This is a genomic window from uncultured Victivallis sp., from assembly GCA_944389935.1.
Classification (GTDB): Bacteria; Verrucomicrobiota; Lentisphaeria; order Victivallales; family Victivallaceae; genus Victivallis.
The window spans coordinates 1-15049 of sequence record CALXOE010000067.1; the positions used below are offsets into that span (position 1 = coordinate 1).

General features: G+C 57.5%; 10 protein-coding genes. 5 read left to right on the forward strand and 5 right to left on the reverse strand.

The features are described 5' to 3' along the window. Together Q0J85_RS14430 and Q0J85_RS14435 are read right to left on the reverse strand one after the other, a co-directional pair. A partial coding sequence (locus Q0J85_RS14430; RefSeq protein WP_294482896.1) for a type II secretion system protein occupies positions 1–461 on the reverse strand: 461 nt, incomplete at its 3' end. A gap of 16 nt (positions 462–477) precedes the next feature. Further along, positions 478–1563 carry a GntR family transcriptional regulator gene (locus Q0J85_RS14435; protein WP_294482898.1) on the reverse strand — a complete coding sequence of 362 codons (1086 nt, stop codon included), beginning with the start codon at positions 1561–1563 and terminating at the stop codon, positions 478–480. A 271-nt stretch (positions 1564–1834) separates the two neighbouring features. On the opposite strand from Q0J85_RS14435, the gene Q0J85_RS14440 reads away from it, so the two are divergent. Genes Q0J85_RS14440 through Q0J85_RS14460 form a run of 5 tightly spaced genes read left to right on the forward strand, consistent with a single transcriptional unit; the run spans position 1835 to position 9390 of the window. Continuing rightward, the gene (locus Q0J85_RS14440) at positions 1835–2944 is read left to right on the forward strand and encodes a substrate-binding domain-containing protein (protein WP_294482900.1); all 1110 of its coding nucleotides are present in this window, start codon (positions 1835–1837) and stop codon (positions 2942–2944) included. A 26-nt stretch (positions 2945–2970) separates the two neighbouring features. Next, complete coding sequence (locus Q0J85_RS14445) at positions 2971–5466, forward strand: glycosyl hydrolase (RefSeq protein WP_294482903.1); 2496 nt, start codon at positions 2971–2973, stop codon at positions 5464–5466. Between the two features lie 18 nt (positions 5467–5484). After that, positions 5485–6207: a type II secretion system protein gene (locus Q0J85_RS14450; protein WP_294482904.1), complete on the forward strand. Its 723-nt coding sequence runs from the start codon at positions 5485–5487 to the stop codon at positions 6205–6207. A gap of 25 nt (positions 6208–6232) precedes the next feature. Beyond that, positions 6233–8107 (forward strand): beta-galactosidase, encoded by a 1875-nt coding sequence (locus Q0J85_RS14455; protein ID WP_294482905.1) that lies wholly within the window; start codon positions 6233–6235, stop codon positions 8105–8107. After that, positions 8104–9390, forward strand: coding sequence for an FAD-dependent oxidoreductase (locus Q0J85_RS14460; RefSeq protein WP_294482906.1), 1287 nt, complete (start codon positions 8104–8106; stop codon positions 9388–9390). Before Q0J85_RS14455 ends, Q0J85_RS14460 begins: the two co-directional genes overlap by 4 nt. Before the next feature lie 30 nt (positions 9391–9420). Here the strand turns inward: Q0J85_RS14460 and Q0J85_RS14465 are convergent, their stop codons facing one another. Genes Q0J85_RS14465 through Q0J85_RS14475 form a run of 3 tightly spaced genes read right to left on the reverse strand, consistent with a single transcriptional unit; the run spans position 9421 to position 14916 of the window. Beyond that, complete coding sequence (locus Q0J85_RS14465) at positions 9421–11508, reverse strand: hypothetical protein (protein ID WP_294482907.1); 2088 nt, start codon at positions 11506–11508, stop codon at positions 9421–9423. Positions 11509–11512: 4 nt separating this feature from the next. Further along, the gene (locus Q0J85_RS14470) at positions 11513–12256 is read right to left on the reverse strand and encodes a carbohydrate-binding family 9-like protein (RefSeq protein ID WP_294482909.1); all 744 of its coding nucleotides are present in this window, start codon (positions 12254–12256) and stop codon (positions 11513–11515) included. Continuing rightward, complete coding sequence (locus tag Q0J85_RS14475) at positions 12253–14916, reverse strand: glycoside hydrolase domain-containing protein (protein ID WP_294482910.1); 2664 nt, start codon at positions 14914–14916, stop codon at positions 12253–12255. The genes Q0J85_RS14470 and Q0J85_RS14475 overlap by 4 nt, the downstream gene beginning before the upstream one ends. Positions 14917–15049 lie beyond the last annotated feature (133 nt).

The window sequence follows — 15049 nt, forward strand, 5'->3', positions numbered from 1 at the left end:
ATGATCGCAATTACAACGAGGAGCTCGATCAGCGTAAATGCCGCTTTTCTCGTTACCAGGTCGTGGGAGGCAGGGGGCGTGTCCGCCGCCCCCCGCACCCCCGGCGTCCGGCAAGGTGCCGGTGCCGCGTACGGGGCGGAGTCGGACTCGGCTGCGATCGGCCGGTGCGGGGAGAAAGAGCCGCAAAAACGCGAACGGCTCTTCCCGCTTTTCTGCGGAAAGACCCATTCGCGTTTTTGCTCCACTTCGCCGCTTGCCGAGCGGAGACTCTGTTGCGGGGCGATGATCGGCCGATGGGGTATTTGATGGTTGGTTGGTACGGGGAGAGACGCGCTCTTCCGAGCCGCTTTCTCTCCCCCGAACCCCTCTCTTGACTGCCCGGTGCAAACAAGAGAAGAATGGTATATTTGACAAGTTTTCACAACGAGGAGCTCGATCAATGTGAAAAGACAATTTCTCATGGCACTCTCCTTTCGATTATGTGGTTTCCCGGATCATGAGCATCGGTTGAATCAACTGAATCGTCCGCGGCGAATCGGGACGGTCAAGGCGACGCAGCAAAAATTGCAGTGCACAACGAATCTGCTCGGTAAACGGCTGCCGGACGGCGGTTATCGCAAGTTTAAGCATGCGCTGGACGCCGATGTAGTCGTCGTACATGACCAGAGCAACATCTTCAGGAATACGGATCCCATATTCCCGCAGGACGCTCACCGCGCCAAACGTCGCCCAGTCGCCATGGATCAGCAATCCGTCGAACTTCTGATCCTCCTCCAGCAACCGGCGAATCACCATCGCGCCGGACTCCTCCTGGTACGGAATCATTTCATAGTGTCTTCTCCGCAGCGGGGAGACGCAACCGAATTCGTCCAGCGCGGCAAGAAAGCCATCCACCTTTTCGCGGTTGATCCTCTCGTCGAGATTGCCGTGCAGAAAAACGATGTCGCGCCGACCGCGTTCGAGCAAATGGCGGGCTCCCATGTAAGCTCCATTGAAATTGTCGATGGAGATGTACGAGATTTCCTCCTCCCCGGCCGGCGGCTGGAGCGCGACGAAATTGCGGCGCTGCCCCTCCAGCGCGGCGATCTCCGCAGCGGAAAGCTGCTTGGCGAACACGAGTCCGTCGTAATCGGAAATGTCGATCGACTGCCGCTCAAAGGAGTCGATGAAATTTTTTTCGTCCTCCGCCAGAACGATGAAATTCGCCGAAAAATCAAGCATGTTCCCGTGTCGGAACAGCCCCATCATCAACTGACTGAAATAGGGATCGGTCTCCGTGGTTTCGGCATGGACCTCGGAGGCGACCACCGCGATGTTGCGGCGGCTCGAAAAACGGATTCCCTCGGTGTTCACATAAGTGCCGTTGCCGCGAACACGCCGGATCAGTTTGAGCTCCTCAAGCTGACGCAGGCTCGAGCGCACCGTGATCCGTGAACAACCGTAACGGTTCGCCAACTCCAGCTCCGTCGCCAGACGAGCCCCGTTCGGAATCTCCCCGTTCCGGATCGCATGATAGAGATCCTGAAAAAGTTGCTCATTCTTGTTCAGCGGCTTTTGAATCATTCTGATCCTCACCTCCCTTTTCCAGAATAATTATACCTGAAATGAAAGTCAACCGCAACCTTTTTTGAAAAAAATATGATCTTTTCGAGACATAATAATACAAATCTATAACAAACCAGGCCGACCACTCCCCCATTCATGCCGTCGCTTTCTCCGCAGCTTTCGACGAACGCCGGAAGAAAACGGAAAAAAACTTTTGTATCGGTATTGCATTTCATTTTGTATTGAATCATAATATTGTATGACTTGACAAATACAACAAGGAAATACAATGGTTTACAATACTGTTACAAAAGCCAATCACCTTTGCGTACTTCTCCGGGAGCGGCTCAAAACCTTTGCGGTCGGAGATCAGTTCCTGACCATTCGGGAAATCATGCGCGAATACGATGTCAGTCAATCGGTTGTGGATCGCGCGCTCGCCCGGCTGCGGGCGGACAACCTGCTCGCGGTGGAGTCTCCCCGCAATGGGCTCATCGTGGCGGCCACTTCCGTGGTATCCGAGGAAACCGCCCCGGCCGAACCGGAAATCCTGCTGGTGGTTCCTCACTGGAACTCATACGAAATCAGCGAAATGACCCGGAAAGTGGCCGAGATCAACTCCCACGCCGAATCGCTTCGCCTTAAAACCAAACTTTTTGAACCCGTCGCGCCAATTCCGCGCGGGCTGGACAAGATTCTCGCTCATGCGGGAGGATTGATTCTGCTTCCGGCCGCGGGAGTTTGCAACCGGGAGGATACCGAAATTCTGAGCCGTTACGCGGAAATCTGCCCGACCGTGGTTTTCGGACACCACTACGCTCACACCGGCGCGGCCAGCATCGGCCTCGACGACGTCGCCGCCTCCTGCCGGGCGATTCATCATCTGCACAGTCACGGCCACCGCCATGTGGGAATCCTCGTGAGCGAACCGTTCGGCAACGTCATCGCGGAACGGGTTCGCACGCTGGAGGTTTACGCGGCCATCCACGGGATGAGAGCCGAAGTCATCGACTGCGGAATCATGCCGTCGGAGAATCCGGTGACCAAGACCTACGACACGTTCTGTGAACTGATCAAACGCGGTTTCTCTTTCTCCGCCCTGATCGGCATTTCCGGAGAATCCCTGCTCGGTGCAGTCAACGCCTGCCGCAACCACGACATCGAAATTCCCCGGGACCTGAGCATCGTGGCCATCGCCGGGGAAGATTTCAACCGGACGTTCTCCCCGCCGATCGACACCGTCGCATGCGATGTCCCCGGTCAGCTGGAAGAGGCAGTGAAGTTGCTGCTTGAACTCAAACAGGGCAATCTCTCCCGTCCCTACCCCGACCGCTACCGGCTAACGGAGCTGCTCATCCGCGGTTCCGTCGCGCGGCTGGAACATCCCGAAAAACCGTAATCAACCTTAACAGGAGAAACTCATTCATGCAACTGTTCCGCTCACTGCTTCCGGGTCTGCTTCTTGCGGCCGCCCTGTCACTGTCCGCAGGGTCTGTTGATGTTTCCTGGGCCGTCGTTCCGCAGGCGCCCTCCGGGGCGTTCCTCGAACAGGAGCCGCTGCGCTTCACTCTGCGCGAGGGATTTCAGAAAGCGTGCCGCTTTCAGGTTTCAGACGTCTACGGAAAAACCGTATCCGAGGGAGAATGGCCCGAGGGAGGGAAAGGGACACTCACACTCTCCGGTCTGCCCCGCGGCTACTACACGATCCGTCTGAGCGCCCCGGGAAGCGACTATGAGGATTGCGCCACGTTCGGCGTGGTTTCCCGGCCGCGCCGCCCGACACCCGGAATGCCTTATGCGCTCGACTCGGCTCACAGCTGGTGTGCGGAGGCGAACCCGAAAAACGTCCGTTTCCCGGGGCGCGGCATGGACCGGGTGATTGAGCTGGCCCATCGCTCGGGAGTCGGTTTCGTCCGCGACCGCTGGGGCTGGGGATCGATCGAACCGAAGCCGACGATTCGCGGACGTTACTGGCACTTCGTGGAAAATGCGCAGAAACTCGCGGTTCACGGCATCAAGACCAGCGTCGTCTATCACGATGCACCGCAGTGGACCAAGGATACCGTCTCCGATCTGCCGACCGATCTTGTCGCAAATTACAACTTCGCGTTCAAATCCGCGGCGGACACCCGCGGATGCGTCGGCGCCTGGGAGTTCTGGAACGAAGAGGACGCCGGATTCACCAACGAACCGGCCTGGGAATATGCCGCCCAGCTGAAAGCCGCCGCACTCGGCTACCGGAACGGCAACCCGGACGCGACCGTCCTCAACGGCGCATTCTGCGTGGTTCCGTGGAGGAAATTCACTTACGCCGCACTTGAAAACGACATTCTCCCCTACATCGACGCCCTGAACGTCCACACCTACAATCCGCTGAAAAAATATGACGAATGGAACGCGGAAGTGCGGAAACTGCTTGAACAATACGGCCGCCCCGACATGCCGGTGTGGATCACCGAGTCGAGCACGAACTCCCCGCGCGACGCCCGCAGGAAAAGCTACATGCCGGGCCTCTTCACCTACTCCCCCTCGCAGGAGGCGGTGATCGCGGAATTCGTCCCCAAGGCGCAGATCCTGATGCAGGCAGCCGGAATCGAAAAGGATTTCTTCTTTGTACTCTCCCCCTACAACGAAGGCTATTCCGACTGGGGACTGCTGCGCAAGGATTACTCGGCACGCCCGGGCTACTTCTCGTTCGCGACGCTCGTGCATGAGCTCGGAGACGCGAAGTATCTCGGGGAACTCGCAGCGCCGGACGGGATCCGGGCGTTCCTCTTCCGGAAACCGGACGGCAGCCAGAGCATCGCTTTCTGGCGGCAGTCGGAACTCGACCTCCTCGAAAACGCCGAAATCGAACCGGACAATTTCAAGCCCATGCCGCAAACCTGGACACTCCCGGCTGCAACGGGCGTCTACTCCGGCTGCAACCTGTACGGAACGCCGATGAAGCTGGCGGCGGAAAACGGACAACTGCGTCTGACCGCCGACCGCTGGCCGGTCTACGTCCACGGCCTCTCCGGATTGACGCCGGCCGCTCCGGCCCGCGTTCGCCCGGCCAAACCGGCCCCCGATCCGGAGACCGATCTCTCGATCGTGATCCGCGCAAAGCTCTCCGGGGATTTCATTCAGAACAACGGCCGCGACAGCGTGGATATGAAAGGCGCAAGCGGCGCACTGACGCTGGAAGTCTGCAATCTGTCGAATGAAACCAAGCGCGGCACACTCTCTGTGGCAGGCGGAACGGTCACCGGAATGCCCGGGACGATCGAACTCAAACCGATGCAGAAACTCTCGTTCCCGCTCGTATTCACTCACGCGATTCCGGAAAAGGAGTTCAATGGGAAGATCGAGTTCACCGGCCGCTTCAACGGCAGAAAAACCACCCGGTTCCACATTCCGATCCGGCTGCTGGGCCGTGAAATCCTCTCGATGAAGCGGAACGTGCTCGACGGAATCTACAACCCGAAACGGTGGCATTCAAATTGCGCCGGCGGCAACCACATGACGACCCGGTACGATGAGAAGGAAGGCGCGCTCTGCATCGAAGCGGAGTTTCCGCCGGGGACGAACGACCGCTGGGTCTATCCGGAGATGGAGCTTTCCCTGCCGCGCGAAAGTTTCAAGGACGCCGTCGGCGTCAGCTTTGAAATCAAACTCGAAGCGGATACCGCTCCCAAGGAGTCCTATTTCATGCTGGTCATGGAGCCGAAAATCAAAGCCGGGGACCACAACCGCCACGGCCAGGGGGAATTCCATGTCCGCTACCCGATTCCGGATCAGAACTGGCAGACCCGCGTCGTCCAGTTCGAGGAGTCGGTCAAGGCCGACCCGGCCGACACCCGGAAAATCCGCATCGGTCTCAACCCGAAAAGTGACCGGGTCCGCTACTGGATCCGCAATCTTCAGATCATCTACCGATAACCGAAAGAGAGGATTATCATGAGAAAAACATGGAATTTCACTTTGATCGAGCTCCTGGTTGTGATTACAATCATCGCAATTCTGGCGGCGATGCTGCTGCCGGCGCTGAATAATGCGCGGGCCAGGGCCAAAACCTCAAACTGCCTGTCCAACATCAAACAGATCGTTGCGGCGAACACCGTGTATGCGGGAGACAATGACGATTTCGTTCCTTACTCCCGCTATCAGGCGGACGATACAATCTGGTCGGTCTGCTTCCTCTATCGCAACTCGACGACGGCCGACGGCGCGGGCCGTCTGATCGACGGGAAATATCTGCCGCTGAAGATCTTCGGCTGCAACGACGAGAATTCGGAAGCACCGAGGCAGATTGAAAGTTCGACCTTTACCTACTCCGGTTACGATCATATGCCGATGCCGACGGATCCGACCGTCATTCCGCAGTTTGAACACAAATATCACCGTCCGCGGATCACGCAGTACGCCCGATACCGCTGGCCGCTGGTCAACGACAACACGTGGAGTTCCAGTTCACAACGACGCCTGAGCCGTCACAGCAATGTCTGGAACGTCGGCTATCCCGACGGTCATGCGAAAGGATGGACGGGCTGGACCGTCCAGCCGATCCGCTTCTCCTCCTGGACGGGTACGTTGTTCGGCTGGCTTTCGATCAATTCCAACAGCGGCGGCGTGGCGAACTCCGCCTGTGTAGCCAAATACTGGGCGGAAAATCACCGCTGAACACTTTCGTTTCCCAAGGAGTATCATGAACAAAAAATATTATCTTCCGCTTTTTGCCGCCACCCTCTTTGCGACGGGAACGTTCGCCGCTCCGGAGCTGCCGCCCGGCGATCCGTATGGAGTCTGCACCCATGTGGACGCCTGGGAGTTCAAACTCGCGCCGCAGATGTTCACCCAGATGAAAGAACTTTCCCTCAAACAGGTGCGCACCGATTTCACCTGGAGAGCCGTGAATCCGAAACCGGGCGAGTGGAACTTCAGCCGGCACGACGCAGTGGTGGATCTGGCGGAGAAAAAGGGGATCTCCCTGCTGCCGATCCTGACCTACGACGTCGCCTGGGCGAGTCCCGCCCACCGGCATCTGGACGCCTGGGGGGAATATGTCAGGAAGACCGTTTCCCGCTACCAGCGGAAATTGCGCGCCTGGGAGATCTTCAACGAACCGAACATCGGCGGCTTCTGGAACGACACGCCCTCCGGCAAAGATTACGCGAAGCTGCTGAAACGCAGTTACGAGGAGATCAAGAAGATCGATCCCGAACTGACCGTGGTCTACGGCGGCGTGAACGGGGTTCCGCTCCCTTACATCGAGGAGAGCTTTCAGGCCGGAGCCGGAAAATGGTTCGACGTGATGGCCGTTCACCCGTACAGTTCGAAACCGGAAGATATGCTCGAAACGATCGCCGCGCTGAAAGCCCTGATGAAGAAGTACGGGATCGACAAGCCGATCTACGCCACGGAAATCGGCTGGAGCACCATGGAGCAGCAGAAGTCGTTTGCGCCGCTCCTCTCCGAAGCGCTGAAACAGGTCGGCATCGTTCCGGCGGAAACGCCCCTCGTCATCACGGACGTCTCAACCGGGACACTCGCCAGAGCGGAGTGGCAGCTTCCCCGTTTCAAAGAGCGCATCACGATCGGTCTGGATGAGTTGAAAAATCTCGATCCCGCCCGTTATCCGGTACTCATCCCCTGCATCGGGGAGCGGTTCGAGATGAAGTATTTCCCGGATCTGGTTCAATATGTCCGCAAGGGGGGAACGCTGCTGCTGATGTTCGGGCTGCCGTTTTACTACGATCTGCAACCGGATGGGAAAGGCGGTCTCCGGGAGGTCAAAATCGAGAATAGCGCCTGGCCGGAACTGCACATCGGCTGGGAAGCGTTCTGGACGAACAAAGACGTCCCGTTCAAGGAGAAAACCCAGAAAGCGGCTCCGGGATTCACGCAATGCGGCGAAATCTCTTTCATGCCGATGGGGAGGTTTCTGCATGACCGCAACCTGAAACCCGGCGACCAGTTCATTCCGATCATCGAGGCGACTGCGGATCGCTACCATTCGGCAGCGGCCGCCCTCTACAAATTGAACAGCGATTTGAAAGGCAACGTCATCGTCTGTCCGACGATGAAATTCAAGCGGGGAGTTTCGGAAGAAGAGCTGTCGGAGCTGGTTTCGCGTACATTTCTGAACGCGAAAGAGGCGGGCATCGACAAGCTGTTCTTCTATCAATACCGGGCGATCGAGGAGAACCGGCACGAACCGGAAGATCATTTCGGCATCGTCCACCACGATCTTCAGCCGAAGAAGGCGTTTTACGCCTGGAAACTGCTGTCTCAACTTCTGCCGCCGCAATCGAAGGAGTTCCAGCTGGAACAGCAGACGGCTTCCCTTTTCCACGCCTCCTGGCGCCGCCCGGACGGGAAGAAAATCCATGCCGTCTGGAGTGCGGGCGAGCCGGTGAACGCCCGGATCTCCGGAAGCAGCGCCCCGGAATCGATTCTCCGCCACTGGGGGCCGAAAGTGCAGCCTGCGGCCGATCAACGGTACAGAATCGGCGGCGGTCCGCTCTTCTTCTGCGATGTCGAAACGCTCTCGATCGTTCCAGATTCAGGAGTTATACAATGAAAACTCCATCTATCCCTCAGACTCGGACCGTTGAAATCACCGAACGACTTCCTGTCTCGACAGGTCACGAAGTCATCGTCGCTGGTGGCGGAGTCGCCGGAGCGGCAGCGGCTCTGGCGGCCGCACGAGCCGGGAAACGGGTTCTGCTGATCGAAAAGGCGACTCTTCTCGGCGGGTTGTCGACCATCGGGCTCGTCAACTGGTTCGTTCCGATGTGCAACGGCAGAGGGCGAAAAATCATGAGCGGCATGGTGGACGAATTTGTCCGCCTCGCCACCCGGGACAGCTACGACACCATCCCGGAAGGATGGCGGGACGGCGGAGCGACCGGAAATCCGGAAGTCCGATACACCACCTTGTTCTCCCCGCAGATCTTCGCCTATACCCTCGCCGAATATCTGAGTTCCGCCGGAGTCGAGCTCATGTTCGACACCATCGTAACCCGGCCGCTGATGAACGGGAAACACTGCGACGGACTCATCGTTGAAAATAAATCCGGGCGAAGCATTCTCACAGCGGAGATCTTCATCGACACGACCGGGGACGCCGACATTCTGCGCCGCTCCGGAATGCCGGTCGTAATCGGCCGGAATTATTTCACCTACACCGGAATGGAAATCACGCTCGAAAGCTGCAGACGGGCCGTGGAGCATGGCGACATCCGGTTTGTCTATCAGGTTCTGGCGGGCGGTGAGGCCACCCTTTACGGGGATCATCATCCGGAAAATCTGAAAAAATTCAATGCGACCGATGCCGCGGATGTGACAGAGTATCTGCTGCTGGGGCAGAAACGGATGCTCGAAAAACTCCGCACAACCGACCGCCATACCCGCGACATCTGCACGCCGGCAACCATGATGCAATCGCGGACCTCCTGCCGGATCGACGGCGATTACACGCTTCAGGAACAGGACCACTACCGCCATTTCCCGGACTCGGTCGGCGCGATCTGCGATTTCGACCGCAGGGATTATCTCTACGAGGTGCCGTATCGGACGCTCGTGCGAAGCGGATACGACAACCTCATCACTGCGGGTCGATGCGCCTCGGGAAACGGTTACGCCTGGGACGTGCTGCGGGTGATTCCCCCCGCGATCCTGACCGGTCAGGCGGCGGGGAGCGCAGCCGCCCTTGCGATCGATCAACATTCGCCCCTGCCGGAACTCAAAGTCGCGGATCTTCAAACGGTTCTTCAGGAAAATCGGGTCAGCCTCCACTTCGACGACTCGCTGATTCCCCGGGACGGGGGCGGCGGCAGCAACGAAGGTGGAGAACCCATTTAAAATTCACGCTCTTTCCGGGATCGGCTCTCGTCACTCGACGCGACCGTCGTCGCTCTCGTCCGGCGGCGTGTCGCGTATGGTCTTCAGGTGGCGGAAGAGCCGCCGCAGGTCGCGCACACCGCCCCAGGTGAACCAGATCGTCGTCACCGCGCCGTAAAGCAGCCCCTGCCCGACCGTGATCCACTGCCACCAGAGAAACCACTCCTCGTTGCGCCAGCGCGTGATGAAGAGATTCACGAAAACCGCAAACAGAAACTCCCCGAAACACAACAGCGTCCAGCCCAGCACCGAATAAGCCAGAATCCGGTCGCCTCGCGTATATTCCGGCGTGATCCCGAGCAGCCGCCGCAGAGGACGGAGCCAGTCCCGGCCGCGGACGACGACATTCTCAGCGTCCGGGGCATTTCGATGTTCGAGATTGTATTCGCCGCGATGCAACATCCGTTCCAGATTGAACGGCTTCCGGCAGGTCAGCAGCGACACGACAATATACATGGCGATCGACAACAGCGATACAAAGAAAAACAGTTCCTGCCCCGAGATCGGGAAATTCGTCGGCGACATCTTCCAGTTCAGAATCGGCAGAGCCGCCCCGATCGTCTCAAGCGTGTTTCCGAATGCCGTCAGAAATTCCGGGACATGCTCGCTCAAAAACGGATAGATCGGATCCTCCCAGAACTTCTGCACCAGAAAACCGCCCAGTCCGCCAAGCGACCCGACGATCATCGCGGTCCAGGCTCCCGCCGTCGTGCCGCGCCTCCAGTAAAGTCCGCCGATGATCGCCGACCCCGCCCCGCCGAGGTAGATCGTCCCGGTGATCGCGAAAAACATCAGGATGTATGTGACCTGCCCGAAGTAAAAGCTGAACACCCAGGCGAAAAGCGCCACCGCAAAGATCGCAATTCGCAACGCCAGCAGATGCGCTTTCTGACTCAACGGCCGGCGACGGAACGGAAGAATCACATCCTGCACAAGAATGCTCCCCCAGCTGTGCAGATAGGTGGTGTCCGTGCTCAGCATCAGAAACAGCGCCAGCGCACAGAACACCCCCGTGACTCCGGGCGGGAAAATACTGCGCAACGCCATCGGAACGGTCATCTGTTCGCGGATCGTCTGCGTCGTCTGCACCGAATTGAATTCGATCTTCGACAATCCGGCATTGACTTCCGCAGCCTGGGCGCTGAAATCCGGATGATTCATGTAGACGTAGGCGCCGAATACCAGCAGCAGCAATGCCACGGTCTGAAAACCGTTGCGCCAGACACCCAGCACACCGCCCATTTTCTGTTCATGCGGCGAAGCTCCGCAGGAGTTGTAACCCTGATTGCCCTGCCACGCCATCCGGCAGTAGATCGAGTAGAAACAGCCGATGAGCACAAAGAAGATATTGAATCCGGTCATCTTTCCGGTATCAAAAGGATTCAGGAACGAATACCCCTCCGGCCGCGCGAACATCACGTCTCGGAACTGCGAAAAACGGAACGTCAAGAGAATCACCCCGACGAGCAACGCATAGGCGAAATAACTGTAAATTCCCTGAAGACAGTCGGTGATCATCGTTGTCAGCTGGCCGCCGGTCATCACGATGAGGAGCGCCAGCCCGAGAAAGAGCGCCATGAGCGTCCCGAACGTCGACCACTCCACCCCCAAAAAAGAGAAATGCTCCGGAAATCCACAGTAGTAGAGGAAAAAACGTCCTCCGATCGCCGGGAAGAGCGCATAATTCAGAATCCCTGCGAGAAACGAAAGCAGCCCCGCGAACACGCGAAAGCCGCGACTGTAACGCATCTCGAAGAACTGAGCCAGCGTCATCGCCCGGGTTTCGCGGTAACGGTAGGTGACGAATCCGGTCATGGTGAGCGTCATTCCGACCAGAATGCCGATTCCGCTCCAGAAGCCGATCGAATTGCCGGTCCGGTAATACATTTCAAACATCCCGACCATGGTGATGAGTCCGAGTCCGGCGCATCCGTCGGCGACGCTGAGCAGATAGCGACCCGCGCAACGCCCGGCGGAGAGAAAATCCGCCACAGTGCGAATATAACTCTGCGCCTTGAACCCGATCCAGAACACGGCCACAAGCGGAATCAGAACCAGCAGATAGTCGATTGCGTGCATGAAATCACCTCTCCCCGGCCGGAATCATGAGTTCGGCGTACCGTTCCCGCAGGTGAAAGTTGGTCACCGGCAGTTGCGGGAAAGCGGAGTATTCGATTGCCGGCAAAGTCGCGGAGTAGTTGTAGCGCCCGACCAGGATCCGCCAGGAACCGGACTCGAAACGATCGCCGAACCGGGTCAGTTCCGCCAACGGGATCGCCGCCTCGAGCGACCAGCCGCGATCGCGATCATTCCAGTCGTTCATGGTGCCGTCGACGTGAGCGGCGACCTGCAAAGAAACGTTGTTCCGGGCGGCGGAGCAGAAGATTTTCCGGCCCGGGCTCGGAAAGAAGAACACGGAGTAACATCCATTCGGAGCGAGCAGGATCTCCCAGTAGCGAAGCGTTCCGTCCGGGGAGAGAAAAAGTTCGACCACATCTCCGGTCTCGTAAAGATTCTGATGATGGTTGACACCGTGTTGAACGACGTCATCATCGTCAAGCTCGGCGTAGAGATAGAGATACGTTTCGTCGCAGAGGAATCTGGCCGATCCGCGCTGGACACACTCGGGGGAGCCGGGCCGGTCCGCCGGGACGAGGAGCGGTACGGCAACGGCGGAGCTCCAGGCCTCCTCCGAATCGATTCCATCCGGAACGATCGCCCCGGAAGCCACCGGAACAGAAATCAAACGAAGCGTCTCAGATTCCGGCAGCCCGGCACAGCCGGCCGCCAGCAGCGCGACCGCGGCGGCAAGAATATGGTTCTTCATTTTCCGATCTCCGTCCCCGGATTGCGCCGGATGTACTCTTCAATCAACCCGGCAATTTCTCTGCGAATCTCCTCCAGTAGTTCTCCATTGAAATCCCTGGCTGAACCGCTGCTCTCCCCGGCAATGACTGCGGGAATACGAGCTTCGATCTGCTTCACTTTCTCCAACCACTTCCGATCAGTCGGGGAAGTACTGTTTCCCACCCTCTTCCGCATTTCGTCCAGCATCAGAAAATACTCCATATCTTCAAGTCCATCACGCAATACCGCGAGCCGGATTGAACGGTAAATCTCCCCATTTTTTCGATCCGGATAAAGCAGATACCCGTCACCGTTCGCATCCGGGAACTGATTTGCCTCCCAAACGGCCTCTGGCCAGACCTTTCCGGCCCGACATGCGGCAGCCGCCCGATCCCAGACACAGACACCCCAGTAGAGCAGCCCCTGCATCTTCCGGGAACGGCACCACCAGAGCAAAGCCCGGTGAGTGAACGCCTCATGATCGACGAACAGATTGTAACGGTTTTTCGGAGAGACGCAGACATAGGCCCAGGACTCATTGTCCGGGTGTTTCCGCTTGCGTTCCGCGATGAATTCCGGCTTGAAATTGGAGGTCAACGGACACCAGATATCGACAGCGTCGCGCACATTCTCCGGCATCCGGGAGGAATTGTAACCTACGGCCAGATTCTTCAGCTCCGGCGCGAATTGTTTGCTGAGCAAATGGAGTTTGTTCCACTCTTCACCGCTGGATTCGTCCCAGATATAGTGGTAGGCATACCTCTCCCAGTTATTTTTCTTCGCATTTTCCCAGGCCGCAGCGAGAAACTGCCGGTAGATTTTTTCAAATTCCGGAGAGTTCATCGAATAATTGAGCCTGTGGTCACCGCCAGTGGCCGGATCTGTAATCCACATGTAGCCAAAGTATTGATCCCAGGTCGGACTAGGCGAAACATTGTAACCTGTCCCGTGAAATTCGTCCAGAATCATTCTTGTAAGCTCATTTTCCCTACTGAAGTCGAAGTGGTAATTTCCTTCGGAATCAGCCGTGGCCGTCCAAAGCGGACGCAGCCAGTTCGGGCGGTGTTCAAGCATCGGCATCAACGTCAACCGGTTTTCGGCGGAAAGACGGATGATTTTGCGTGACAACGCCTTTTCCGCCTCCCAGTTGTTGCGGATTCCGAAATAATCGATCATGGAGTGGCGATTCAAAAAGAAACAGGTCCGAAACTGCGATCGCTCCGGCAACGAAAAATCACGTACGGTGATATTGAGTGGAATACGCTGAAGCTGTGTGCCGTTCTCGTTGCGGATCTCCAGAACACCCGGATAAATTCCCGGACGGGCGTCTGCCGGGGCCTCGATAGAGACCCACAGCGGCAGATTTTTTCCCTCCAGTCGAATCCCGCCATCAACCACGGGCAGAAGCGGATCGGGATAGGAGGCGGTCCGTTCATTGAGTTGCGGATAGGCACGCCGGGCAGACTGGATGTAGCTCACCGTCTCGAACGACACGTTCAGCGAATTTCTGGACCGGGATTTCCAGGCTATCTTCAGATTCTGCTCCTCTCTGCCCCGCGGGATGAGAACAAACTGCAGATGCTCGGCCTCACGTCCGGCCAGAGAGACGTTCACAGCCCCAGGCTGAGAGCGGCTCAACCACGATTCCGGAATCTCATACTCAAACACCTTTCGCATGGTCGATTCCCGGCGGATCTGAAAGGAAACATCGTTCGGAGATGAAGAGAACATCTTCTCCCGTTTCATATTGTAGTTGCTCATCTGGCGGAACTCTCCGAGCTTTCCGTTCGGACTGATTGTGTCGAAGCAGTTTACCTGCCCACAGGAGATCCGCCAGTCAAAAATACGGAAATCGGCCCCTTCGGGATCGGCGAAAGCGATCGCGGCAATCGTGCGATTTCCTCCTCCGGGGACGAGGAATTCCAGTTCCACCACAGGGTCGTCCGACGTACCCGGTGCGACAGTCAGCTCGGAGTATCCGGATTTGACCGGATAGACAATGCTCTGCCCGGACTTTTTCCGGGCAAGAAGTTGAAGAGACGGATTCGGACAGAATTCATTCTTCCCCATGCCGGTGACGACCGTGAGCGGTCTCCGGAAGATTCCGTTCAAAACAATAGATGCTTTCTCTGCGGCATCAATGTGAAATCCGGGCAGATTCCGTTGACGTACCGCCAGCTCCTCATCGCTTTCAGGATGTGCGACAAACGTGACTCCGCTGATAAAACCGGGTTTGCCGAAACCGCTTGTCGTGAGATAATCACGGGGATGGAGTTTTTCGCGCACAATCCGAATCTCTTTCCAGTCAGCCAGAGAGATGGAGCGATTTCCCATCACATAACCGGAACGTTCAACGCCGTACATGCCGAGCGTAAACTCGCCGCGACAGCGGACGTAGACGTCATAAGTCAAAGAATAATCCAGGGCACGCGGTTTCTGCAGTTCCATGGCCCATTCAACGCTCCAGTCGCGTCCGACACGGGCGACTTTCGGGCCCTCGCCGTCAGGGCAGTCCACCAGCGCGCCGCCGCGCCAGAAACGAACTTTCATCTGATCGGCGGAAAACGACTGCCGTTCAGCAGCCGGACAGACTGCTCCGAGGCAGACAGTCGTCACAAGCAGGAAGAATTTAAAATTCATGATCTCTCCCGACAAATTGTCAATTCAGCAGAAAAGCGCCGAAACCGTAGGCATTCTGAGCCAATTTCAAAAAGATTGGCTTTTTCCTGTAAATAACTCTTTTTCTCATGTGCCAAGCCCATCTTGACACATC